Origin of the sequence: Leclercia sp. S52 (assembly GCF_039727615.1) — a bacterium.
Lineage (GTDB): Bacteria > Pseudomonadota > Gammaproteobacteria > Enterobacterales > Enterobacteriaceae > Enterobacter > Enterobacter adecarboxylatus_B.
Genome location: NZ_CP152474.1, coordinates 3395365 through 3420510 on the forward strand (window position 1 = coordinate 3395365; position 25146 = coordinate 3420510).

The 25146-nt window shown below is 57.7% G+C and carries 19 protein-coding genes, 1 tRNA gene and 1 pseudogene; 7 read left to right on the forward strand and 14 right to left on the reverse strand.

Annotated features, from left to right (window positions below; all coding sequences use genetic code 11):
• Positions 1-10: 10 nt before the first annotated feature.
• Positions 11-1147, reverse strand: coding sequence for a 4-phosphoerythronate dehydrogenase PdxB (pdxB, locus tag AAHB66_RS16315; RefSeq protein ID WP_347113615.1), 1137 nt, complete (start codon positions 1145-1147; stop codon positions 11-13).
• A 113-nt stretch (positions 1148-1260) separates the two neighbouring features.
• Here pdxB and flk point away from each other — a divergent pair, with 113 nt between their 5' ends.
• Positions 1261-2265: a flagella biosynthesis regulator Flk gene (gene flk / locus AAHB66_RS16320; protein ID WP_347113616.1), complete on the forward strand. Its 1005-nt coding sequence runs from the start codon at positions 1261-1263 to the stop codon at positions 2263-2265.
• 80 nt (positions 2266-2345) lie between these two features.
• On the opposite strand, the pseudogene AAHB66_RS16325 reads toward flk, so the two are convergent.
• Both AAHB66_RS16325 and fabB read right to left on the reverse strand, forming a co-directional pair.
• Positions 2346-3525, reverse strand: a pseudogene (locus tag AAHB66_RS16325) (MFS transporter).
• A gap of 67 nt (positions 3526-3592) precedes the next feature.
• Positions 3593-4810: a beta-ketoacyl-ACP synthase I gene (gene fabB, locus AAHB66_RS16330; protein WP_347113617.1), complete on the reverse strand. Its 1218-nt coding sequence runs from the start codon at positions 4808-4810 to the stop codon at positions 3593-3595.
• A 158-nt stretch (positions 4811-4968) separates the two neighbouring features.
• Between fabB and mnmC the strand changes: the two genes are divergently transcribed.
• Complete coding sequence (gene mnmC / locus AAHB66_RS16335; protein ID WP_347113618.1) at positions 4969-6969, forward strand: bifunctional tRNA (5-methylaminomethyl-2-thiouridine)(34)-methyltransferase MnmD/FAD-dependent 5-carboxymethylaminomethyl-2-thiouridine(34) oxidoreductase MnmC; 2001 nt, start codon at positions 4969-4971, stop codon at positions 6967-6969.
• Between the two features lie 83 nt (positions 6970-7052).
• Here mnmC and AAHB66_RS16340 read toward each other — a convergent pair whose 3' ends face one another.
• From AAHB66_RS16340 to prmB, 6 genes are all read right to left on the reverse strand, one after another.
• A complete protein-coding gene (locus AAHB66_RS16340; protein WP_106994715.1) occupies positions 7053-7331 on the reverse strand; it encodes a YfcL family protein in 279 nt (92 codons plus the stop codon).
• A gap of 13 nt (positions 7332-7344) precedes the next feature.
• Entirely contained in the window at positions 7345-7890 is a 546-nt protein-coding gene (locus AAHB66_RS16345; RefSeq protein WP_347113619.1) for an elongation factor P hydroxylase, read from the reverse strand.
• Positions 7890-8699 (reverse strand): sulfite exporter TauE/SafE family protein, encoded by an 810-nt coding sequence (locus tag AAHB66_RS16350; protein WP_347113620.1) that lies wholly within the window; start codon positions 8697-8699, stop codon positions 7890-7892. Before AAHB66_RS16350 ends, AAHB66_RS16345 begins: the two co-directional genes overlap by 1 nt.
• Entirely contained in the window at positions 8699-9520 is an 822-nt protein-coding gene (gene mepA, locus AAHB66_RS16355) for a penicillin-insensitive murein endopeptidase (RefSeq protein ID WP_347113621.1), read from the reverse strand. The genes AAHB66_RS16350 and mepA overlap by 1 nt, the downstream gene beginning before the upstream one ends.
• Before the next feature lie 2 nt (positions 9521-9522).
• Positions 9523-10608 (reverse strand): chorismate synthase, encoded by a 1086-nt coding sequence (gene aroC / locus AAHB66_RS16360; RefSeq protein WP_337014151.1) that lies wholly within the window; start codon positions 10606-10608, stop codon positions 9523-9525.
• 76 nt (positions 10609-10684) lie between these two features.
• Entirely contained in the window at positions 10685-11617 is a 933-nt protein-coding gene (gene prmB / locus AAHB66_RS16365) for a 50S ribosomal protein L3 N(5)-glutamine methyltransferase (RefSeq protein WP_337014149.1), read from the reverse strand.
• A gap of 157 nt (positions 11618-11774) precedes the next feature.
• Here prmB and smrB point away from each other — a divergent pair, with 157 nt between their 5' ends.
• Positions 11775-12326, forward strand: a complete 552-nt coding sequence (gene smrB / locus AAHB66_RS16370) for an endonuclease SmrB (protein ID WP_337014147.1) — start codon at positions 11775-11777, stop codon at positions 12324-12326.
• A gap of 45 nt (positions 12327-12371) precedes the next feature.
• Here smrB and sixA read toward each other — a convergent pair whose 3' ends face one another.
• The 4 genes from sixA to AAHB66_RS16390 all read right to left on the reverse strand — a co-directional run bounded on the left by sixA (position 12372) and on the right by AAHB66_RS16390 (position 16966).
• On the reverse strand, positions 12372-12857 hold the full coding sequence (sixA, locus tag AAHB66_RS16375; RefSeq protein WP_142486586.1) for a phosphohistidine phosphatase SixA: 486 nt from the start codon (positions 12855-12857) through the stop codon (positions 12372-12374).
• Between the two features lie 210 nt (positions 12858-13067).
• A complete protein-coding gene (gene fadJ / locus AAHB66_RS16380; protein WP_347113622.1) occupies positions 13068-15215 on the reverse strand; it encodes a fatty acid oxidation complex subunit alpha FadJ in 2148 nt (715 codons plus the stop codon).
• Positions 15215-16525 (reverse strand): acetyl-CoA C-acyltransferase FadI, encoded by a 1311-nt coding sequence (gene fadI, locus AAHB66_RS16385; RefSeq protein WP_347113623.1) that lies wholly within the window; start codon positions 16523-16525, stop codon positions 15215-15217. Before fadI ends, fadJ begins: the two co-directional genes overlap by 1 nt.
• Positions 16526-16681: 156 nt before the next feature.
• Positions 16682-16966: a YfcZ/YiiS family protein gene (locus AAHB66_RS16390; protein ID WP_142486589.1), complete on the reverse strand. Its 285-nt coding sequence runs from the start codon at positions 16964-16966 to the stop codon at positions 16682-16684.
• Between the two features lie 371 nt (positions 16967-17337).
• Here AAHB66_RS16390 and fadL point away from each other — a divergent pair, with 371 nt between their 5' ends.
• Complete coding sequence (fadL, locus tag AAHB66_RS16395) at positions 17338-18675, forward strand: long-chain fatty acid transporter FadL (RefSeq protein ID WP_347113624.1); 1338 nt, start codon at positions 17338-17340, stop codon at positions 18673-18675.
• Positions 18676-18722: 47 nt separating this feature from the next.
• On the opposite strand, the gene mlaA is transcribed toward fadL, so the two are convergent.
• Positions 18723-19475, reverse strand: a complete 753-nt coding sequence (mlaA, locus tag AAHB66_RS16400; protein WP_347113625.1) for a phospholipid-binding lipoprotein MlaA — start codon at positions 19473-19475, stop codon at positions 18723-18725.
• Positions 19476-19790: 315 nt separating this feature from the next.
• On the opposite strand from mlaA, the gene AAHB66_RS16405 reads away from it, so the two are divergent.
• The 3 genes from AAHB66_RS16405 to AAHB66_RS16415 all read left to right on the forward strand — a co-directional run bounded on the left by AAHB66_RS16405 (position 19791) and on the right by AAHB66_RS16415 (position 24895).
• Positions 19791-20732, forward strand: coding sequence for a formate/nitrite transporter family protein (locus AAHB66_RS16405; protein ID WP_347113626.1), 942 nt, complete (start codon positions 19791-19793; stop codon positions 20730-20732).
• Between the two features lie 75 nt (positions 20733-20807).
• A tRNA-Arg gene (locus AAHB66_RS16410) sits at positions 20808-20879 on the forward strand.
• 548 nt (positions 20880-21427) lie between these two features.
• Positions 21428-24895 carry a peroxidase family protein gene (locus tag AAHB66_RS16415; RefSeq protein WP_347113627.1) on the forward strand — a complete coding sequence of 1156 codons (3468 nt, stop codon included), beginning with the start codon at positions 21428-21430 and terminating at the stop codon, positions 24893-24895.
• Positions 24896-25146 lie beyond the last annotated feature (251 nt).

The following is a 25146-nucleotide window of genomic DNA, read 5'->3' on the forward strand; positions in this document are numbered from 1 at the left end:
TAAGAAGACATTAACGAACCGGATGATGAGTGGCGTTGAAGCCCAGCTTGTGCAGCAGTGATGCCGCCGCAGCGTCATCACACATCACATACAGGGAAGACCATTCGCGGCGCTCCACATAGTGCTTGCGCAGCTTGTCGAATTCACCCGGCATACCCGCTACTTTTCGCAGCAGCGCGTCATCGCGGCGCACATCATACACTAAATGCACCAGCCTTTTCAGCGTTGCCTGATCCAGCGGGCCATGCAGGGTTATACGGCCAAATTCCGGCGTCGGCAGCAGGGTGTCCAGCGCCACCTGCTGCGATTTGCCAATAAAGGTGCTGTAGGCCTCAAACACCTGGGTGGTGCCGCGCGCTTTGCCTTCCAGGGTGTAGCCCGCGATGTGTGCGGTCCCAACGTCCACCTTATCCAGCAGAGCCACGTTAAGATCCGGCTCCGGCTCCCAGACGTCCAGCACCACGCTGAGATCCTGACCGGCGTCCAGACGCTTCAGCAGCGCGGCGTTGTCCACCACCGGGCCACGACAGGCATTGATCAGAATAGTGCCCGGCTTCAGGCGGCTAATCAGTGCCTCATCGGCCAGATGCAGGGATTTATAAGGACCGTCTTTAAACAGCGGAGTATGGAAGGTGAGGACGTCACATTCTGCCACCAGCTCGTCCAGGCTGCGGAAATGGCCCTCATCGCCACGGTCGGCACGCGGGGGATCGCACAGCAGCGTGCGGATGCCTAACGCCTCCAGGCGCTTTTGCAGGCGACCGCCCACGTTCCCGACCCCGACAATACCGACGGTGCGATCGGCCAGGGTAAAGCCGTCACGCTCGGCCAGCATCAGCAGGGAAGAGAAAACATACTCCACGACCGCGATGGCGTTACAGCCCGGCGCGGCGGAAAAACCGATCCCCGCCTGCTTCAGCCACGCGTCATCCACATGATCGGTTCCCGCGGTTGCCGTACCGACAAACTTCACCGCTTTGCCAGACAACAGCGCCTCATTCACTTTGGTCACTGAGCGCACCATCAGCGCGTCGGCATCATCCAGCTCAGCGAGCGGGATCGGGCGTCCGGGAACGGCCTTAACCTCACCCAGGCGGCTGAACAGCTCGCGGGCGTAAGGCATATTTTCATCAACGAGGATTTTCACGTCTGAGTACCTGTTTGAGAGGAAGTTAACCGGTCAAGTGTGCCATAATCTGGCCGCCAGGCATATACGTAACCTGGTTTACGCTGAGTAACGACTTTAAGGATTTTTTGACGATGCAGCCCATTTCAGGTACGCCGCCGCAACCTCCGGGTGACGGCCCGCGTCCGTCTCACGTCGCAGGCGAACAGCCCCTCTCCACACAGCAGCGCACCGTACTGGAACGCCTGATTACCCGGCTGATTGCCCTGACGTCGCAGCAGAGTGCGGAAGTGTGGGCCGGGGTCAAACACGATCTGGGCCTGAAGAGCGATGCACCCATGCTGTCGCGCCACTTCCCTGCTGCAGAGCAAAACCTGAATCAGCGCCTGAATACCGCGCAGCAAAACCACACCACCCGGCAGATGGTCTCGCAATTGACGGAGCTGTTAAGCCAGGGGAATAACCGCCAGGCGGCCAGCGATTTTATTCGCCAGCAGTATGGCCAGACGGCACTCAACCAGCTGACGCCAGAGCAGCTTAAGACGGTGCTGACGCTGCTGCAGAATAACCAGCTCGCCATTCCGCAGCCGCAGCAGCGTCCGGCCACCGAACGCCCGCTGCTGCCTGCTGAACATAATACGCTCAAGCAGATGGTGACCAAGCTGGCTGCCGCTACGGGCGAGCCGACCAAGCTGATCTGGCAGTCGATGCTGGAGCTGTCAGGCGTGAAGGCGGGAGAGTTGATCCCGGCCAGGCAGTTTACCCATCTTGCCACCTGGCTACAGGCGCGCCAGACTCTGAGTACCCAGAGCGCGCCAACGCTGCATACCCTGCAGGCGGCGCTGAAACAGCCGCTGGAGCCGCAGGAGTGGGACAACATTCAGGACTATGCCCGCCAGAACTGGCAGGCGACGCCGCAGACGGTGCTGACCACCGCCCAGGTTCAGGATCTGCTTAATGCGATCTTTACCCGCCGCACCGAGCGTGAAGCTGGCGTAATTGAAGTGCGCAATATCCAGCCGATCTACAGCCCGCTGTTTGCCCCGGTAGTGGAAACCTTCAGAACGCTCTCTGCCCGTCCAGGAGTAATGTTGATCGCGTTAATCATTGCGCTGGCGCTTTTCTGGCTGGTCGCGTGATGTTTTGCCGGGTGGCGGCTTCGCCTTACCCGGCCTACGGTCCTTGTAGGCCCGGTAAGCGTAGCGCCACCGGGCAAAAGCTAACCCCGGCGAAACGCCACTAACGTCACCACTATTCCCACCACCGCAGAAACCGCCCCCCGCCAGGAACACCGACGGATAGCCGAACGAAGTGGCTACCAGCCCTGCCAGCGGCGCGGTGACCCCGTAGGAGATATCCTGAAACGCGGCATAACCGCCCAGCGCCGTGCCGCGCACCTGCGGAGCAACGCGTTTAACGACCTCGACACCGAGTGCCGGGAAGATCAGCGAACAGCCGCAGCCGGTGAGGGCTGCGCCCAGCAGCGCCACCGGCGCGTTTGGGGCCTGCCAGAGCAGCACAAGGCCAATGGTCTCAATCACCAGCGACGCCACCGCCACCTTCACGCCACCATAACGATCCGGCATCCAGCCGAACAGCACCCGCATCAGGACAAACGCGCCGCCAAAGGCGGTGAGCGTAAACCCTGCCATCGCCCAGCCACGGCTCATAAAGTAGAGCGAGACGAAGGTACCAATCACCGCAAAGCCTACCCCCTGCAGGGCAAGGCCCAGGCCCGGCTGCCAGATTTGCCCCACGACGCTCCACAGGGAGGGACGTTCGCCTTTATGGGCCGGCACTTTACGCACCGTGCCGTTAAATGCCCATGCCAGCAGCGGCAGGGCCATGGTGGTCGCGGCCAGTGCCGCAAAGCCAAACTGACTGTTAATTAGCAGGCCCAGCGGTGCGCCAGCGGCCAGCGCGCCATAGATGGCCATTCCGTTCCAGGACATCACCTTGCCGGAACGCGCGGGCCCCACCAGCCCCATCCCCCAGGTCAGGGTGCCGGTCAGAAGCTGGCTTTCACCAAAACCGAGAATTAAGCGTCCCACCACCAGCAGCGCAAATTTCCAGGCCGCGTCCACCGGCAGCAGCGCGGCCAGTAACCATGCGCCGCCCGCCAGACCGCAGGCGAACATGCCCTGCAGCGCTGAACGTTTTGCACCGTGCTGATCCGCCAGCCGACCGGCGTAGCCGCGGGTTAACACCGTGGCTAAGAACTGAATACCCACGGCGATGCCGACCATGGTGTTGCCATAGCCCAGCTCCTGGTGAACAAACAGCGGGATCACCGGCAGCGGCAGGCCAACGGTCATATAGGTCAGGAATACCGCAAAGGCGATACGAAACAGCGAGACGTTTCCGGAAGAGGCGTTTTTGTCTGAGGTAATAGCCGTCATGCATAACTCCATGTTCAGGCATAAAAAAAGGGAGCCAGAGGCTCCCTTCTACTATACATTCAAACGCTTATGCTTTCAGCTTACGCATTACCAGCGTGGCGTTGGTGCCGCCGAAACCGAAGCTGTTAGACATCACGGTGTTCAGCTCACGCTCGGTTGGCGCGGTAACGATGTTCAGGCCAGTAGCCTGCTCGTCCAGCTCTTCCACGTTGATGCTTGGGGCGATAAAGCCGTGTTCCAGCATCAGCAGAGAGTAAATCGCTTCCTGCACGCCAGCCGCACCCAGAGAGTGACCGGTCATAGCTTTGGTCGCGGAGATTGCCGGGCTGTTGTCGCCAAACACTTCGCGGATAGCACCCAGCTCTTTCACGTCGCCTACCGGAGTGGAGGTACCGTGGGAGTTCAGGTAGTCGATTGGGGTATCCAGGCCGTGCATTGCCATCTTCATGCAGCGCACTGCGCCTTCACCGGATGGAGCAACCATGTCTGCGCCGTCGGAGGTTGCGCCGTAGCCAACAATCTCGGCATAGATGTGCGCGCCACGAGCCAGAGCGTGTTCCAGTTCTTCAACCACAACCATACCGCCGCCGCCTGCGATAACGAAGCCGTCACGGCTTGCATCGTAAGTACGGGAGGCTTTTTCTGGCGTTTCGTTGTATTTGGTGGACAGTGCGCCCATCGCGTCGAACTCACAGGCCATTTCCCAGCCCAGCTCTTCGCCGCCGCCAGCAAACACGATGTCCTGTTTACCCAGCTGGATCTGCTCTACCGCGTTACCGATACAGTGAGCGGAAGTCGCACAGGCGGAGCTGATGGAGTAGTTAACGCCATGAATTTTGAACGGGGTTGCGAGGCACGCGGATACCGCTGAGCCCATCGCTTTGGTCACAACGTATGGACCCACCGCTTTCAGGCCGCGCGGGCTACGCATAGCGTCAGCACCGAAGACCTGCGCTTTAGACGAGCCGCCGGAGCCCGCAATCAGACCCACGCGTGGATTGTTCTGGTAAACCTCTTCGCTCAGGCCCGCATCAGCAATCGCTTCCTGCATGGAGAGGTAGGCGTAGATAGAGGCATCGTTCATGAAACGGACCACTTTGCGATCGATCATGCCCGTGGTGTCCAGTTTGACATTACCCCAGACGTGGCTGCGCATACCGGAATCTTTAAACTCTTCAGAGAAGGTGATCCCGGAGCGTCCTTCACGCAGAGATGCCAGGACTTCCTGCTGGTTATTACCGATGCTGGAAACGATGCCCAAGCCAGTAATCACTGCACGTTTCATTCAATACCCCTGTAAGTCGCACTATTTTAAGTTTCGAGTCGCACAATAGCGTACACTTGTACGCCGAACAAGTCCGATCAGCCAATTTATGCGGAAATTTGCACCAACAGACGCACATCGCTAAGATCGCGGCACAGCCTGTCAGACGAGTAACTTACGTGAAACAAAACGCCATACAACCCGCCAACCTCGAATTCAACGCTGAGGGTACACCTGTTTCCCGAGATTTTGATGACGTCTACTTCTCTAATGATAACGGACTGGAAGAGACACGTTATGTTTTCCTTGATGGAAATCAGCTGAACGCCCGTTTTCCGGCGCATCCCCGCGATCTGTTCGTGGTGGCGGAGAGCGGTTTTGGCACCGGGTTGAATTTTCTAACCCTCTGGCAGGCGTTCGATCGCTTCCGTGCGGCTCACCCTGACGCTACGCTGCAAAGGTTACATTTCATCAGTTTTGAGAAATTCCCGCTGGCCGCCGGGGATCTGCGTCTGGCGCATCAGCACTGGCCGGAATTAACACCCTGGGCAGAGCAGCTCCAGGCCCAGTGGCCATTGCCCATCGCGGGCTGCCATCGCCTGCTGCTGGACGACGGGCGCGTCACCCTCGATATCTGGCTGGGTGATATCAACGAACTCACTGACAAACTGGATGATTCCCTCAACCAGCAGGTTGACGCCTGGTTCCTCGACGGCTTCGCTCCCGCCAAAAACCCGGACATGTGGAGCCCGGAGCTGTTTGCCGCGATGGCCCGCCTGGCGCGGCCCGGGGCTACGCTTGCTACCTTCACCTGCGCCGGATTTGTCCGCCGCGGCCTGCAGGAAGCCGGCTTCACGATGAAAAAAACCAAAGGCTTTGGCCGCAAGCGGGAAATGCTCGTCGGGGTGATGGAGCAGGATCGCCCCTCCCCTGCCCGCACGCCGTGGTTTGCCCGCACCGCCAGTGACGGGCGAGAAACCGCTGTGGTGGGCGGCGGGATCGCCAGCGCCCTGCTGTCGCTGGCGCTGCTGCGCCGCGGCTGGCAGGTGACGCTCTACTGCGCCGACGACGTCCCGGCGGCGGGTGCCTCCGGCAATCGCCAGGGTGCGCTCTACCCTCTGCTGAGCGCGCACGATGCGGCGCTGAGCCAGTTTTTCCCGACGGCGTTTACTTTCGCCCGTCGCCTGTACGATGCTCTGCCCGTCACCTTTGATCACGCCTGGTGCGGCGTTACCCAGCTTGGCTGGGATGAGAAGAGCCAGCAGAAAATTGATCATATGCTCGCTCTGGGCCTGCCCGAGCAGATCGCGGTGGCGGTCAATGCCCAACAGGTGGAAGAGAGTACTGGAGTACCGACCGGCTGCGGCGGGATCCAGTATCCGCTCGGCGGCTGGCTCTGCCCGGCGCAGCTTACCGCGGCGGTGATTGCCGAGGCGCAAACGCTCGGCCTGCAGGTGCACTACGGCCGTAAGGTGATGTCTCTGGAGCAGAGCGCCGCGCACTGGACGCTGCACTTCGCCGGGGGCGAGCACGCGCAGCACGGCAGCGTGGTGCTGGCGAACGGGCATGGCGTTAACCAGTTCAGCCAGACCGCCCCGCTGCCGGTCTATCCGGTGGGCGGTCAGGTGAGCCATATCCCGGCGGCCCCGCAGCTGAGCCAGCTGCGCCAGGTGCTGTGCTACGACGGGTATCTGACGCCGCAAAACCCGACCAACGGCCAACACTGTATCGGGGCAAGCTATCACCGCGGACAGACGGAGCCGCAGTACAGCGACGAGGATCAGCAGAACAACCGCCAGCGGTTGATCGACTGTTTACCCGAGGCTGCATGGGCGCGTGAGGTTGACGTTAGCGCAGGTGAGGCGCGCAACGGCATTCGCTGCGCCACCCGCGATCATCTCCCGATGACCGGAGCGGTGCCGGACTACGACGCCACCCTGGCGGCGTATCAGGATTTAGCCAACAACCAGGACCAGGCAGTGAGTGCCCCGGAATTCCGCAATCTGTTTATGCTGGGCGGACTGGGTTCACGCGGGCTCTGTACGGCACCGCTGACGGCGGAAATACTCGCCGCGCAGATGAGCCACGAGCCGATCCCGCTGGATGCGCATACGCTGGCGGCGCTGAATCCGAACCGGTTATGGGTGAGGAAGTTGTTGAAAGGGAAGATGGTAAAGTAGGTGCGGGCTGGGCCCCTCACCCCAGAGGGGAGAGGGAATAATCCGTAGGCCCGGTAAGCGTAGCGCCACCGGGCGATACCTGATTAGTTCAGGCTGGCTTTCTGAAACAAGGTTTCCCACATTCCCAGCACGAGCGACTGGTCGCGCGGAGAGAGTTCGCCCGCCAGGATGGCTTTTTCCAGGCTGCGGGACACTTCAGCGTGCACCGCCTGTGGTGAATGGTCGTCACCGGCTTCCAGCTCGGCAACGGCCAGGGTCAGGTGTCCACGCAGATAACCGCTGGCGAACAGCTCATCGTCACTGGCGTGTTCTACCATGTCATCAATTAACGCCAGAATGCGTGATTCAAATTCTGCGATCATCTTCTTTCCTCAGTTATAGATCTTCCGGCCACGGGAAGCATTCCGCCGTGATCTCCGGCGTGTGGTAATAATTCTGTAAAGCCTTGATCAAGCGTGCCGGACGTTCCGGGATGCCCTTCTCAAGATACTCCATCACCTGCGCGTGAACGCGGCGCTGGAAGACAATACGGTCTGGCTCGAAGTCGCCTTCGAGGTTGTCACAGCTGACGTTGAACGGGAATCCTGCCGCCACGCAGAACAGCCACTCCAGCGCCTGGGGTTTCACTTCCACATCTTCAAACTGTCCCTGGGTCGCCGCGTCACGCCCGTCCGGGCAGTACCAGTAGCCAAAGTCCACCAGCTCGCGGCGCGCTTTTCCGGCAATACACCAGTGCGATATTTCATGCAAACCGCTGGCATAAAAGCCGTGTGCGAAGACGATCCGGTTATACGGAAGCTCAGCATCTGCAGGAAGATAGATCGGTTCGTCGTCGCCTTTAATCAGACGGGTATTAAAATCATCAGCAAAACAGCCGTCGAATATCTCGATCAGCTGTTCATATTTATGCGTACTGTTCATTAGTTCATCCCCAACCAGTGGAGGATCTCCTGTCCGTGGCTGTCATAAAGAAGTTTGGCACTCATGACGGCCGAGACAATGACAATCATCGGACGGATGAGCTGTTGCCCTTTGCTTAATACCAGGCGCGATCCTACCCGTGCGCCCAGAAACTGCCCGGCCATCATCACAAAGCCGGTCGCCCAGATCACCTTCCCGCCGATGATAAACAGCAGCAGGCCACCCAGGTTAGAGGTAGCGTTCAGTACCTTAGCGTGGGCGGTGGATTTGGCGAGGTTAAACCCGGCCAGGGTGACAAACGCCAGAGCGTAAAACGATCCGGCGCCGGGGCCGAAAAAGCCATCATAGAAGCCGACGCAGCCGCCGGCGATCAGGGCAAAAGGCAGTCCGTGCAGGCGGCGCTGACGATCCTCTTCCCCGAGCTTCGGCATCAGCAAAAAGTAGAGGCCAATACAGATGACGAGGATCGGCAAAATCTGGCGCAATACGTCGGACTGCACGTGCTGAACCAGCAGCGCGCCGCTGGTCGACCCGATAAAGGTCATCAGGATATTGAGCTTCTGATCGGCCAGGCTCACCACCTTGCGGCGGATAAAATAGATCGATGCGGATAACGACCCGCCGCAGGCCTGCAGCTTGTTGGTCGCCAGCGCCTGGGCCGGGCTCATCCCCGCCGCCAGCAGCGCCGGAACGGTGAGCAATCCACCGCCGCCGGCCAGGGCATCAATAAAACCGGCCAGCATGGCGATAAAAAACAGCGCCACCAGCAGCAGCGGCGACACCATAAACAACTCAGTAAATTGGTCCATCACAGGGCATGTTCATCCAGTAGCGCCTGGCAGGAAGGCGGCAACGGAGGCGGTGTCTTCTTCTCAGGCTTAGGTCCAGGTTTCGCTGGCTCAAACCAGCTTTGTAATTCCGCGCCGCAGCCATCGCCTGGCGGTGGTAACGGTTGATCTTCACACTCGAGGCTGTTCGCCGGGCAGCGCAGACGCACGTGCATATGCGCACGGTGCTGGAACCAGGGTCGCACTTTGCGCAGCCAGTCGCGGTCGGTGCCGGCATCCTGGCAGAGCTGCTGCTTGATGGCCGGGTTGACGAAGATGCGCGTGACGTCGTTATCTTTCGCCGCCAGCTTGATCATGCTGGAGACGTCCTGCGACCAGAGCGACGGCACCACGCGCTTGCCATCGCTGGCGACCAGATCGAGCGCCTGCGGCTTCAGCAGCTGGGACGACGACCAGCGGGTTTTCGGCAGCTGGAGGAAGATGTCGACATCCAGCCCGGTCTGATGGCTGGCGTGGCCGCCGTTGAAGCGGCCGCCTGCCGGCATCCCCATATCGCCAATCAGCATCGTGCCCAGCCCCAGGTTATGCACCTGATTGCCCAGCCGCTGAATAAACAGCACCAGATCCGGGTGACCAAAGTAGCGGCGTTGATCGGTGCGCATCACCTGATAAGTGGTGGACTGCTGCGGCAGCGCCTCGGCGCCGACGATGCAGCCATTCGAGAACGCGCCAATCGACTGGGCGCTTCCCGCTACCGGGTGGGTGATTTTCTGCCACGGCGTTGCCGCCAGCGAGGCCCCGCTAGCGAGCAGTGCCAGCAGAGCAATTGCGGTTTTTTTCATGGTTACCAGCGTGGAAGTGGGGTCGTCACATCCGCATTCTGCGCGCGCTGGCGCAGGAAGTGATCCATCAGCACGATCGCCAGCATCGCTTCTGCGATCGGCACCGCGCGGATCCCGACGCACGGATCGTGACGCCCTTTGGTGATCATCTCAACTTCTTCGCCCGCGCGGTTCAGGGTGCGCCCCGGTACGGTGATGCTGGAGGTCGGTTTCAGCGCAATATGGGTGACAATCTGCTGCCCGCTGCTGATACCGCCGAGCACGCCGCCCGCGTGGTTGCTCTGGAAGCCCTCTTTCGTAATTTCATCGCGGTTCTGGCTGCCGCGCAGGGCCACAACGTCAAAACCATCGCCAATCTCCACCCCTTTCACCGCGTTGATGCTCATCATCGCATGGGCGATGTCGGCGTCGAGGCGGTCAAAGACCGGCTCACCCCAGCCCGGCGGTACGCCGTCAGCCACGACCGTGACTTTGGCACCGATGGAGTCGCCCTCTTTCTTCAGGCCGCGCATCAGTTCGTCCAGCGCCTCCAGCTTCGAGGCATCCGCGCAGAAGAACGGATTTTGTTCAACCTGATCCCAGTCTGCGATCGCCAGTGGGATATCGCCCATCTGGGTCAGACAGCCGCGAATGACGATGCCAAATTTCTGCGCCAGGTATTTTTTAGCGATAGCGCCTGCGGCAACGCGCATGGCGGTTTCACGGGCGGAGGAGCGTCCGCCGCCGCGATAGTCGCGAAAACCGTATTTTTGCTCGTAGGTGTAGTCGGCGTGGCCCGGACGGAACACGTCCTTGATGGCGCCGTAGTCCTGCGAACGCTGATCGGTGTTCTCAATCAGCAGACCAATGCTGGTGCCGGTGGTGCGCCCTTCAAAGACGCCTGACAGGATTTTGACCTGATCCGGCTCGCGGCGCTGGGTGGTGTAGCGCGATGTCCCAGGGCGACGTCTGTCGAGATCGTGTTGTAAATCGGCCTCAGTCAGTTCGATGCCTGGCGGTACGCCATCAACGATGCAACCCAGCGCCAGACCATGCGACTCACCAAAGGTGGTCACGCGGAATAATTGTCCAATACTGTTTCCTGCCATCACGGCTCCGTTTTCGTTGTTCTGTGTTTGAGCTTTCTGTGTTTGCGCAATGTGAAACGGGCCGAAGCCCGTTGGATTAATCTTTGTAGATGCTGAAGTGTTCGCGCGCGGCGAGAAGCTGCGCTTTGGTCAGCATGAAGACGCCGTCGCCACCGTTGTCGAACTCGAGCCAGGTGAACGGCACATCCGGATATTGCTCCATCAGATGTACCATGCTGTTACCCACTTCACAAATCAGAATGCCGTCATCGGTCAGATAATCCGGCGCGCAGGCCAGGATGCGACGGGTCAGCTTCAGACCGTCGGAGCCGGACGCCAGACCCAGTTCAGGTTCGTGGCGATATTCGTTCGGCAGGTCGGACATATCTTCTGCATCAACGTATGGCGGGTTGGTGACGATCAGGTCGTACTGCACTTTCGGCAAATCGCGGAACAGATCGGAACGGATCGGCGTCACGTGATGGATCAGGCCGTGCTCTTCAATATTGTGTTCCGCTACCGCCAGCGCATCCGGGGAGATGTCGACGGCGTCCACTTCCGCATCCGGGAAGGAGTAGGCGCAGGCAATGGCGATGCAGGCGCTGCCGGTACACATATCCAGAATGTGCTCTGGCTGATGGTCAATCAGACCGGCGAAATGGTTGTTGATCAGTTCACCGATCGGCGAGCGCGGCACCAGCACGCGTTCATCGACAAAGAACTCATGGCCGCAGAACCAGGCTTTATTGGTGAGGTAGGCCACCGGGATACGTTCGTTAACACGGCGGATCACGCGCTCAACGATGCGGTGTTTCTCGCTGGAGGTCAGACGCGCTGAGCGCATGTCTTCCGGGATATCCAGCGGCAGATAGAGGGACGGCAGGACCAGCTGCACCGCCTCGTCCCACGGGTTATCGGTGCCGTGACCGTACCAGATATTGGCCGCGCTGAAACGGCTGACCGCCCAACGCAACATGTCCTGAATGGTTTGCAGCTCATTCACCGCTTCATCGACAAAAATTTTATCCATTATATTCTCCAGGGCATGCTCGCTAAATTTTCGGCGGCTAGTGTGCCACGAAGACGGCGATAAATCAGCACTGTCGCTAACGCCTTGCGGGTAAAAAATGCGTTTTGCCGTGCGGCTAGTCAGGTACACTGTCGGAAATAAGAGATGAGACGGACCCATGAAAAAGAAAACATCGCTGAGCGAGGAGGATCAAACGCTGTTTCGTCAGCTGATGACCGGCACGCGTAAAATCAAACAGGACACCATCGTCCACCCTCCGTTACGCAAAAAAGTGAGTGAAGTTCCGGTAAAACGGTTGATTCAGGAGCAGGCCGATGCCAGCCACTATTTTTCCGATGAGTTCCAGCCGCTGCTGAACACCGAGGGCGCGGTAAAGTACGTGCGCGCGGACGTCAGCCATTTCGAGCTGAAAAAATTACGTCGTGGGGATTATTCGCCGGAGCTGTTTCTCGATCTGCACGGGTTAACCCAAATGCAGGCCAAACAGGAGCTGGGCGCGCTGATTGCGGCCTGCCGCCGGGAACATCTGTTCTGCGCCTGCGTGATGCACGGCCACGGAAAGCATATCCTCAAGCAGCAAACCCCGTTGTGGCTTGCCCAGCATCCGCACGTGATGGCTTTTCATCAGGCACCCAAAGAGTACGGCGGCGATGCCGCTTTGCTGGTGCTGATTGAAGTAGAAGAGTGGCAACCGCCTGAGCTGCCCTGACAGGCAGGCGGGTGGCTGAGGCTACCCGCCTGGATGTGGTTTACGTCAGATAGCTTTCGCCATCTTCAGATTGCAGGGGCTCATCTGCCAGTTGAACACACCGACACCCTTTTCATCGAGGGTAACGTTGGCAATGGCGGAGGTGCTGAACATCGGCGGCGTTTCGCCCGGGCAGAGTTCAGACACCAGGTAGCCGACTAACGGCAGATGGGAAATCACCAGCGCAGAGGCGACGCCTTCATTGCATAGCACCTGAAGATAGCCACTGACCAGCCCCACATCGCCACAGGGGGTAAGCTCGGGCAGAACATCGACGCCGGCAGGCAGGTTCATACACTCCCCTACCACTTCCAGTGTCTGTTCAGCTCGCAGGAACGGGCTGACGAGGACACGTTCAATATCCACTTTTTGCCCTTTCAACCAGGTTGCCATTTGACGGGACTCGTCACAGCCGCAAGGCGTCAGAGGACGAACAGAGTCACTGGCAGCATCGAGTGCCGCGTCACCGTGACGCATGATAAAAACTTGCATATTGCACCGCTTTTGTTGACCAGGATCACCGGCGTTAACACCCCGCGTGAACTCATCACGAGGTAGAAAACCCGATGGCCGGGCATTGTGCCTGATCCATCCGTTGAATGAAACGCTGTTTTTTACCTCAACGGCGTAAGTATAGTCAATGTCTGTTTACAAATTAGACAAGACCAGACCCTTCAACGGCGGATTTACTCTTATTTGACCTTAATTTACCGGGTCAGTTTCCTTTGCTGGCCAAAATCGCAGCCCCTGATCCGCCATCTGCAATAATGTGTCACACGGTGTAAACCGCGGCCCATATTGCACAGCCAGTCGTTGTAAAATCGCAACAACTTCACCCGCGCCAATGCTATCCATATAGCGGAACGGGCCACCCAGGAAAGGTGGAAAACCGATGCCAAACACCGCGCCAATATCGCCGTCGCGCGCGTTTCGAATTACCTGCTCACCAAAGCAGCGCGCCGCCTCGTTGAGCATCATCATGACGCAGCGTTCTGCACACTGTGTCGCGGAGAGTTTGCCCTCGCCGGTGGGTTTAATAAGCCCATAAATCGCCGGGTCTACCTGCTTCTTGCTTTTACGCCCTTTTGGATCGTAAAGATAGAAACCGCGTCCATTTTTTCTGCCTTTGCGATCGTCATTCAAGATTGCGGAAACAATGTTTGCAGGGGCGCTAAATCGTTCCCCGTAAGCACTTTCCAGCACAGGTATAATTTTAGTGCCGGTGTCGATTCCCACCTCATCCAAAAGTTGGATTGGGCCGACCGGGAAACCAAACTTCACCAGCGCATTATCAATGTGATCTACCTTCTCCCCTTCGGTCAGCAGGCGCATGGCTTCATTGATATAAGGTGCCAGGATGCGGTTGACGTAGAACCCGGCCTTATCGGCCACCACCACCGGCGTTTTGCCCTGCATTTTTGCCAGTTTTACAATGGTGGCAACGGTCTGCGGACTGGTGCTGGCGTGAGGGATCACCTCCACCAGCGGCATTTTTTCAACCGGACTAAAGAAATGCAGCCCAATCACCTGTTCAGGACGTGCGGCCTGCGCCGCAATATCGCCAATGGGCAGCGACGAGGTGTTGGAGGCAAAGATGGTGTGCGGCGCGCAGTGCGCTTCGACCTCGGCCACCATCTGCTGTTTCAACGTCAGATCTTCGAATACCGCCTCAATCACCACATCGCGATGGCGGAAGCCGCTGTAATCCGTGGTACCGGAGATCAGCGCCAGCTGGCGGTCGCGCTCACTGGCTTTGATATGGCGGCGTTTGACCTTCTTATCAAGCAGCTGCCAGCTGTACTGCAGGGCGTGGTTGATCCCTTGCGGATTGATGTCTTTGATCCGCACCGGTAATTTGCCTTTGCTGGCGCTCACGAAGGCGATACCGCCTCCCATCAGCCCGCCACCCAGCACGCCGATGGCGTCGAGCGGCGCAGGTTCGGCCTCGCTGCCGGGATCTTTTTTGACCTCGGTGCTGGCAAAAAAGAGGCTGCGCAGCGCCTGGGACTGCGGGGTCATCGCCAGCTCGCCAAAGGCTTTGGCTTCTGCGGCATAGCCGCTGCTGCTGCCCTGGGTCAGACCGGTATGGATAACCTCGAGGATGCGTTTTGCCGCCGGGTAATTCCCCTGGGTTTTTTGTTCGGTTTTGTTCGCCACCATTTTGAACAGCAGCGTACGGCCCAGCGGCCCTGCCAGCACGCGCTCGCGCACCGGTAACTGACGGCCGGCCGGTTTGTCTTTCAGTGCCAGCGCCACTGCGGCCTCCAGCAGGATGGCATGCGGAACCACCTCATCCACCAGCCCGACCTTCAGGGCCTGGCGTGGACGCAGCTGTTTGCCGGTGAGGATCATCTCCAGCGCCGTGCTGACGCCCACCAGCCGCGGCAGACGCTGGGTGCCGCCCGAGCCGGGCAACAAGCCGAGCTGTACTTCCGGCAGGCCCAGCACCGTTTTGCCGTCGTCGGTACAAATTCGTCCGTGGCAGGCCAGCGCCAGCTCCAGACCACCGCCGAGGCAGGCGCCGTGGATCGCCGCAATCACCGGGATCGGCAGGGCATGAATTTCGGCCATGATCTGCTGCCCCTGACGGGCCAGCGCTTCCGCTTCCTGGGCGCTGTTGGCGCGGGCGATCATGTTGATATCGGCCCCGGCAATAAAGTTGTCCGGTTTGGCCGAGATAAACACCAGCCCGCGCAGGGCTTTGTTTTCGCGCACCTGCTTCAGGATCGCACGGACCTGACCGCCAAACTCGGCTTTCAGGGTATTCATCTTTTCGTCTGGCGCATCGATGGTCACCACCGCCACGTTGTCCGGACGCACATTAAGGGTAAACGCCGTTGTCATCTCCATTATTCTGCCTCCAGAACCATTGCGGCGCCCAGGCCACCCGCCGCGCAGGCGGTAACCAGGCCAAACCCACCGCCGCGACGGCGCAACTCATGCAGCGTCTGGGTGATCATCCTCGCCCCGGTCGCCGCAAAGGGGTGCCCGTAGGCAATGGAGCCCCCCAGCACGTTAAATTTACTTTCATCGACCTCGCCCGTAGCGTGGGCGCGTCCTAACACATCCCGGGCAAAACGATCGCTTGCCAGCAGCTGCAGGTTGGCCAGGGTCTGGGCGGCAAAGGCTTCATGCATGTCGATCAGCGTCAGATCGTTCATGGTGAGCCCGGCACGCTCCAGCGCCAGCGGCGTGGACCAGGCCGGTCCCAGCAGCATGTCCTGCCAGACATCAATGGCGGTAAAGGCATAGCTGCGCAGATAGCCGAGCGGGATCAGCCCCAGCTCTCTGGCGCGGGATTCGGTCATCAGGATCACCGCCGCCGCGCCATCGGTTAACGGCGTGCTGTTGGCGGCGGTCACGGTGCCGTGCTTACGGTCGAAGGCCGGACGCAGTTTCGCGTAATCGGCCAGCGTGGACGTGCCGCGAATATTATTATCTTCGCTCAGCGGCTCGCGGTAAGGCGGGGTGTAGGCGGTCATCACCTCGTTCGCCAGCTTGCCTTCCGCCCAGGCCTGAGCGGCACGCTGATGCGAGCGGTGCGCCAGGGCATCCTGCTGTTCGCGGGTAATGCCGTAGGTCTTCGCCATCTGTTCGGCGGTATCGCCCATCCGCAGGCCGGTGGAGTATTCCGCAACCGCAGGCGGCACGGGGAGGAGATCGCGCAAACGCAGGCGCGAGAAGAGGGATAAACGCTGCCCGGTGGTGCGGGCCTTATTGACATCCACCAGCACGCGGGCAAGCTTTTTGCTGACGCCGATCGGCAGGACAGACGAGGAGTCCGCGCCGCCAGCGATGCCGGCACGAATGGTGCCCGTGATCAGGCTTTCTGCGACGTTCGCCACCGCCTGAAAGCTGGTGGCGCAGGCGCGGCTGACGCTGTAGGCGTCGGTGTGGACGTTCATGCCAGTGCCCAGCACGATCTCACGGGCGATATTGGGCGCTTCCGGCATTTGCACCACCTGGCCGAAGACCAACTGTTCAATCACCTCAGGAGGTATTTCGCTGCGAGCCAGCAACTCCCCCACCACCATTTTTCCCAGATCGACGGCAGGTATGCCATGAAACGCCGTCGCCTGACGGGCAAATGGCGTACGTAATCCACTGACAATGGCAATGCGATCGCCCTGACGGGTGATTAGCGGTAATGCCTGACTCATAACGCTCCCCTGTGAATAACAAATGCGCAAAGTGGTCTGACCTGATAACAGTCTTAACCAAATTTTTACATTAGCCAATCGGGGAGAAGAAAAATTGCGAGCGAAGCCACAGAGCACAAACGAAACGCCCCCATGAATGGAGGCGTTGAAGGGAAATTAACGCAGACCGAGCTGGAAAATCAGAGACTCAGCTTCGCAGCTGAACACGAAATCGATGTCCAGGCGCACCCCGCCGTTTACTTCGGTGAAGGTGGAGGTGATGTCGCACGGTTCAGACTCAACGCCGCGGGCTTTCGCAGTCAGTGCGGCCAGCGTCTCTTCGGCTTCGGCACGGCTGGCGAACTCACGGCTGTAAGAGGCGGTGCAATCCGTGTTATCCACGATGGTACCCACATCCATACAGCAGCAAACCGGGGTTTCATCAGCACTGCATTTACTCATAGTAGATTTCCTCTGTAGTCGCGCACGGCGCGAAATAGACAAGATGCTGATATTTTACGCCCCGCCCGAAAGCGGCTCCAGTCGTTAATGGCGTAAAAGCCGGTAAGTGAGCAATATCACACGTAAAAATGATCTAAAACAAAAATCACCCGTTTGGAGTAAGCGAACTGGTCACAATTTTGCCAACCAGATCCCGTTTCGAAAAACATATCAGTAAATATTAATAAACAGACTTGCAACATTCTATCTGGTCAGACCTATACTCTCGCCACTGGTCTGATTTCTAAGTGTTACCACAGACCCTACACTTCGCGCTCCTGTTACGGTGTGTAACAAATATTGAATAAAAATAACTCAATGAGGTTATGGTCATGAGCCAGAAAACCCTGTTCAAAAAAACTGCGCTCGCAATCGCAGTGGCAATCGTCTCCACCTCCGCCTGGTCAGCGGGCTTTCAGCTAAATGAGTTCTCTTCCTCAGGCCTGGGCCGCGCCTATTCCGGGGAAGGTGCCATCGCTGATGACGCAGGGAATGCGAGCCGTAACCCGGCGCTGATCACCATGTTTGATCGCCCGACCTTCTCTATCGGTGCCGTTTATATCGATCCCGATGTCAACGTCACGGGTAACTCCGCCTTAACAGGACAGAGTGCAGACCAGGACAATATCGCCCCGACCGCCTGGGTGCCTAACGTGCACTTTGTTATGCCAATCAACGACCAGTTTGGTTGGGGTGCGTCTGTCACTTCCAACTACGGTCTGGCAACCGAATTTAACGACAGCTACGCGGCGGGTATCTACGGCGGTAAAACCGATCTGGAAACCCTCAACCTGAACCTGAGCGGAGCCTATCGTCTCGACAGCAACTGGAGCTTTGGCCTGGGCTTTGATGCCGTTTACGCGAAAGCCAAAATTGAGCGTTATGCAGGTTCGCTGGGTCCATTGCTGTCACGTCAGCTGACCGGCCGCGTACCGCCATCCTACCTGAATGGGATCAACGAGCCTGACGATCAGATTGCCTACCTGAAAGGCGACGAATGGGGCTTCGGCTGGAACGCCGGTATCCTGTATGAGCTGGATAAAAACAACCGCTGGGGTCTGACCTACCGCTCTGAAGTGAAAATCGACTTCGACGGCGACTATAAGAGCTCCATCAACCCGGCCCTGAACAGCATCCTGGGCAGTATGGGTCTGCCGTCGGGCACCGGTGGCCGCACCGAGAGCGGCTCTCTGTCGCTGCATCTGCCAGAAATGTGGGAAGTCTCCGGGTATAACCTCGTGGCGCCGCAGTGGGCTGTTCACTACAGTCTGACCTACACCAGCTGGAGCCAGTTCCAGGAGCTGAAGGCCACCGGCAACAACGGTCAAACCCTGTTCTATAAAGATGAAAGCTTTAAAGATGCGTACCGTATCGCGCTGGGTACCACCTATTACTACGACAAGAACTGGACCTTCCGCACCGGTATCGCCTTTGACGACAGCCCGGTTCCGGCCGACAAGCGTTCCATCTCCATCCCGGATCAGGACCGTCTGTGGCTGAGCGCCGGTATGACCTACGCCTTTAACGATGATGCCTCTATCGACGTGGGCGCATCTTATATGCATGGTCAGAAAGTCAGCTTCACCGAGGGCGAAGGCCCGGCTGCGTATAACTTCACTTCTGAAGGCAAGGCGTGGCTGTTCGGGACCAACTTCAACTACGCGTTCTAATCACGTAGCGATAAAAAAAGGTGAGCCTCGTGCTCACCTTTTCTTTTTTATTCCGCATCAATCTCGGAGAGTTCATTCTCGATCGCTTTCGCGTTCGGGTTATCTTCCGGTTTCAGCTTACCGCCGTTAGCAATAAAGTCATGGTTCTGGAAGTAGGCTTCACGCACCATGATGTACGGATCGGAAGACTGACGCAGCAGACCGTCTGAATCCAGCAGCTGTGCGCGCGATTCCACCCCTTCCAGCGTCCATTTACCCACCGACAGCGGCCAGGTCAGCCACGACAGTACCGGATAGAGGGTATCGACCGCATCACCGCCATCATCACGCAGCGTGAAGCTGCCGTAGAACGGTAAATGAACATACGGGCCGTAACCCACATTGTAATGACCCAGCGTACTACCGAAACGGTGTGGCTGCTCGCGTTGCAGCTTCGGATTCGCCATCCCGGCAACGTCAATAAAGCCGCCCATCCCTAACAGGGTGTTCAGGAAGAAGCGGGTGAAGTGGACCATCCCCTGGTAGGGATCGCCCTGCAGGAAGAAGTTCGCCATCACCGCAGGCTCTTCAAGGTTGCTGGTGAAGTTACTCAGCCCGTTACGGGCAGGTTGAGGAACATAATCACGCCATGCGACCGCGACCGGACGTACCACATAGGGATCCAGCACGTTGTAGTTGAAGCTATACATGGTGCGGTTAAATCCTTCCAGAGGATCGGAGCGCCCCTGCTGCTCGCCAGAACTGGCGCAGCCCATCAGCAACGTGGTGCCCAGCGCAACCACCGAAAGCCGAAGTTTCATATCTTTCTCCCTGTTAAGTATGGCTATCAGCAAAAGCCATCCGTACTGGCGCTTTCGCGCTCCGTCTGTAAATGTGCAAGTGATTGTATCAGCACGCTTACTGATGTCTACGACCACAAATCGGGGCAATAAAACACCCTCTTTATGATCTCAGAATAGCCTGGCTTTAGGTTTTCGTTAGGCTGGCAATTTTATACGGCCTTTGCCGGGGATGTATCGCCTTTATTGCCATAACAGGAATTTAAGAGCATACCCACGGGCGTCGGGGCAAAAACCGCTACGCTTAAAGGTATCAGCCACCTCAGGAGCACCAAAATGGACGAACTCAAAGAAGAGAAAATAGATAAACACACTGAAGAACTGGAAGTTGAAAGCGAGGAGAAACGCCGGGGAAAGAAGATTGAGGTCGATGAGGACCAACTCCCTTCGCGTGCCATGGCTATCCACGAACATATTCGCCAGGACGGTGAAAAAGAGCTGGAACGCGATGCCATGGCGCTGCTGTGGTCAGCCATCGCCGCCGGGCTATCGATGAGCGCCTCTTTTCTGGCTAAAGGGATATTTCACGTTCAGTTTGAGGGCATCCCCGGTGGGCTGGTGCTGGAAAACTTCGGTTATACCTTTGGCTTTATTATCGTGATTATGGCGCGCCAGCAGCTGTTTACCGAGAATACCGTCACCGCAGTACTGCCGGTGATGCAGAGCCCGACATGGGGCAATTTCGGCCTGCTGATGCGCCTGTGGAGCGTGGTGTTGTTCGGGAATATTATCGGCACCGGCGTCGCGGCATGGGCGTTTGAATATATGCCGATATTTGACGAGGCCACCCGCGATGCGTTTGTGAAAATCGGGACCGGGGTGATGGAAAACAGCCCGCTCGAAATGTTCTCCAACGCCATTATCTCCGGCTGGATCGTCGCCACCATGGTGTGGATGTTCCCGTCTGCCGGTTCGGCCAAAATCGTGGTTATCATTCTGATGACCTGGCTTATCGCCCTGGCCGATACCACCCATATCGTGGTCGGTACGGTGGAGATTTTATATCTGGTCTTTAACGGCACCATCCACTGGAGCGAGTTCTTCTGGCCATTTGCGATCCCGACCCTGGCAGGCAACATCTGCGGCGGTACCTTTATTTTTGCCCTGTTGAGCCATGCGCAAATCCGTAACGATATGTCGAATAAGCGCAAAGCCGAGATCAAAGCCAGGGAGCAGGCCCAGCAGGAGGAAGCGGAAGAAAATAAAAATTCGGCCTGAATGGCGACACTTTAAGCAGTCAGGCGGTGGCGAGCTTAACGCCTTGTATAAATGGCGTTATACTCGTGCCGCTTCGTCCCCTTAGTTAAATGGATATAACGAGCCCCTCCTAAGGGCTAGTTGCAGGTTCGATTCCTGCAGGGGACATTCCTGGCGCATTATCCCCTTCTGCCTGACCCCATTAAAACCGCATCGCATAAAGCTATAAGCCACATTTACTATCCAGGTATTTCCGGACAATAGCATTCCAAACCTCAACGAGGGCCTCAGGGGACATAATCAGTCTCTCGGAAGATCTCATGAAGTGAATGGTCCGTTTAAACGGAACGCTTACAACGATTTTGCTATTGAAAAATTTAAAGTTATTGCTGGTTGTTTATAGTTGTTACAAACAATTGACAGTTGTTTACTTTTTGACTTTAGTCAATTTCAGGGGGTCGCTTGACTGAAGCCTGCCATCGCTTTGGCAAAGTAAGTCGTCGCGATTTTCCTGTGGGAGCAGAACATGTCCATCACAGGGTCTTTTTGTAAAGTGAAGGGGGAGATGTAGGTCGTTCGCCCTGACTTCCAACTTCCATGGCTCGGAGCCGCTCTGTCTACTCGCTCAGTTAGCAATACCAGGCGCGTAATCCGAGTGCCGCGTACCGGCTTCGCCTTTTCGTGCCTTTTCATCATCATTATTGAGAGAAACGAAAATGGCCGATCTCCGTAAGTCTGACCTGAAATTTAGCCTCCTGCACGCCTCTGTAGCACAAGCGTATGTCGACGGAGTCAACTTCAATATACTATCCAACCGTCTGGTGCCATTCGGTATGCGTACCTTCGATGATAGCTTTAGCCACCTGGTCACAGGGCAAGGCAAGTTTGGTGCCACAGACCACTCCTTCCAGCGCTTGTTTGATCCCTCGTTTAAAGCGGAGTACGCCGGGATGGGGTCGGTTATCGATGCGCCGTCATGGATTATCCGTAACCAGACCGCCAACATCTTATCCAAAGTTGAAGTGAACAAAGGTACCGATCCGGTAATCGGCACGGGTCTGAATAGTGTGTCTGGCACACCGCCGCCGCAGGCGGCTATTGAGCTGCCGTCGAGATCCGGGCCTTCTACGCTGCCCCAGCAAAAGAGCACAGTGCCTGACGGCCCGAATACCCTGCTGAACCCTGGCGATCCCATTCTCTTAACGAGCACAAAAACGTTGGCGGATGACGATGACGATGTCGGCGGCGACGGCGCCTTCCCGCTCACCGCCAGTGATGTCGCCAACCTGAAGAATCTCGTCAACGGGCTTGAAGGTGGTGAAGACAACGATGCCCTCGGGATCCGCGATCTCGAAGGTACCGGCAATAACCGTGTTCATCTTGACTATGGTTCGGCCGATCAGCCGTTCATACGACTCACCGACGCGCACTACGGCGCTTACAATGAGACGACGCACAACCGCGACATCAATCCCCTGTTCTCCGGGCTGGATCCGCGTGCCATCAGCGATGCCCTTGGCACTCAGGAAGCAAACCTTTCCGGCAACGCCGCCGGCGTGAACAGCTTGTTCACGGCCTTCGGTCAGTACTTCGATCACGGTCTCGATTTCCTCGGTAAGGGCGGTAACGGAACCATCCAGATTGGCACTCCGGGCTCGGTGCCAAATCCCGCGGACCTCACTCGCGGCACCGTTGACAGCATTGATGCCAATGGCATCCCGCAGCATCTCAATAAGACATCGCCCTTCGCTGACCAGAACCAAACCTATGGCTCGAACGAACTCGTCGGCCAGTTCCTGCGCGAAGGCGACGGACTGGGCGGGTTTACGGGCAAACTGCTGGAGGGCGGACTGGATCCCTCAAATCCAAATTTCAAACTGCTGCCCACGCTGAGGGAACTGATCCTGCATCACTGGAACAACAACACGCTGTTCACCGACGGCTCGCTGCCGGGCGATCACAACATGACCTTCCAGGAGTACTACGCCGGACTGGTCGACAGCAATGGCGTGATCAACTCGTCGATGCTCCCTGCCATGACCTCTAATTTCATGGGCAGTGGCTTTGCGCTGCTGCTCGACACCAACCCCTTCATCAACCTGCTCGACCACTACGTGGCGGGTGATGGACGGGCGAACGAGAACATCGCACTCACTGCGGTCCACAACATCTGGGCGCGGAATCACAACTTCCATGTCAACGGATTGCTCGACGCCGGATTTGTTGGAACCGCTGAAGAGCTGTTCCAGGCGGCCAAGATCATCAACGAGGCTGAATATCAGCGCGTTATTTACACCGACTTTGCCGACAAGTTGCTGGGTGGCATGAGAGGTGACGGCAATCACGGCTTCGTCGAGTACAACCCGGACGTGGATGCCCGCGTCTCGCACGAGTTCGCGGTTGCTGCTTACCGGTTCGGTCATTCGATGATAGGGCAGACGCTGACGGTGCTCGACGCTCAGGGCAATGCAACGCAGGTACCGCTGTTCGACGCGTTCCTCAACCCGACCAACGATACGAGCGCATTCAATTTCCCTAAAGCGCAGCTGCCCTACTCTCCACAGCCAGGCTATGAGCAGCTCGGTGCCGCCGGGATCATTGCCGGTGGTGTTGTCCAGGCTGCGGAAGAAGTCGACGTCAATCTCGTCGATGCTGTGCGAAACGACCTTGTTCGTATGAGTGCTGACGTGTTCGCTTTCGACGTCGCCCGCGAGTGGGACGTCGGTCTGGGTTCGATGAACCAGATCCGGGCCGACCTGCTGGCCTCTCGCGATCCCTATGTGAAGGAGGCGGTCAGATTTGCCGGCGATCTCACGCCCTACAGTTCATGGGAAGACTTCCAGGCCCGGAACAATCTCAGCGACACCGTCATTGCGCAATTCAAACAGGCCTATCCTGATCTGGTGCTGGAGGATTCTCAGATTGCCGACTTCCTGGCGGCTAATCCTGGCTATCAATTTGTCAACGGAAACACCGTCAAAGGCATCGACAGAGTGGATCTGTTCGTGGGCGGACTGGCCGAGAAGCATATCAACGGCGGTGTGGTAGGCCAGACCTTCTGGGTCATCATCCACGAGCAACTTGACCGCATCCAGGAAGGTGACCGGCTCTATTATATCGATCGCGTGGAGCATCTGGACTTCTACGACGTCCTTGAGGAGCAGGGCTTTGCCGCGATCGTGGCACGCAACACGGGCCTGACCAATCTTCCCGAGAACATCTTCGGGACGAGTCAGCTCGATAAACCGCCGGTCGTAGTCAACAACAACCTCGTCCTGAATGGTGGAAACGGCAATGACATCCTCAATGGCGGGATCGGCCACGACGTCCTGAACGGTGGGGGCGGCAACGACACGCTCAACGGTGGTGCCGGCAACGATAGCCTTAACGGCGGCAGCGGTAATGACTCCCTTGATGGGGGTGACGGTGCCGATAATCTTCAGGGCGGGGCCGGTAACGACAAACTGACAGGCGGAGCGGGTAACGACAGGCTCGAGGGTGGCCAGGGTGCCGATACCATGACAGGAGGCTCCGGAAATGATGTTTATCTGGTTGATAATGCGAAAGATATCGTCAAGGAAGATCTTAATAGCGGGACGGATGTTGTTCAGACCACTCTCCTGAATTACACGTTGACCAATAACGTTGAAACCCTGGTGTTTACCGGGACAGGCACTTTCACCGGCAGAGGAAATGCCATTGCCAACACCCTCACCGGTGGCAGCGGTAATGACGCTTTGTATGGGATGGGAGGAAACGACCAGCTGAACGGTGGGGCAGGAAATGACGCCCTTGATGGGGGTGACGGTGCCGATACCCTTCAGGGCGGGGCCGGTAACGATAAACTGACGGGCGGAGCGGGTAACGACAGACTCGAGGGTGGCCAGGGTGACGATATCCTGACCGGTGGTACGGGAAATGACACCTTCGTCTTTAGCGCAGGCTTTGGGCGAGACCGTATTACCAACGGCTTCGACAGTAATCCCAGCGGCGGACAGGACTACCTCGATCTGAGTTCACTGGGCATTAGCGTGGCGAATTTTGCCAGCAGCGTCACTATTGCCGGGGGAGCCGGGAACAGTACCCTGATTACCCTCGGCAACCCTGCTAATGGCAATGTCATTACGTTAGAAAACGTGAAGGCTAACAGCATCGATATGAATGATTTTGTTCTGATCGGATAAGGAGGAGACTCTATCGCGCCAGCATACGCCAACAGAACTGAAGGATTTATTAAGGGAACGAAATCCACCTTTATAATTCTGTTTTTTTCAGTTCTTTTATCAATATGCTTATGCTGGCGCCTGCAGGGGAATTTGCACACCTTCCGTTTCTGCTTTCTCTTCGTCCTTCTCAGCCAATAGCACCCATACCCACAACTTCACATGTCGCTGTGCTGTACTCTCGCGCCGTTAAAACGAATTCACACCTCAGA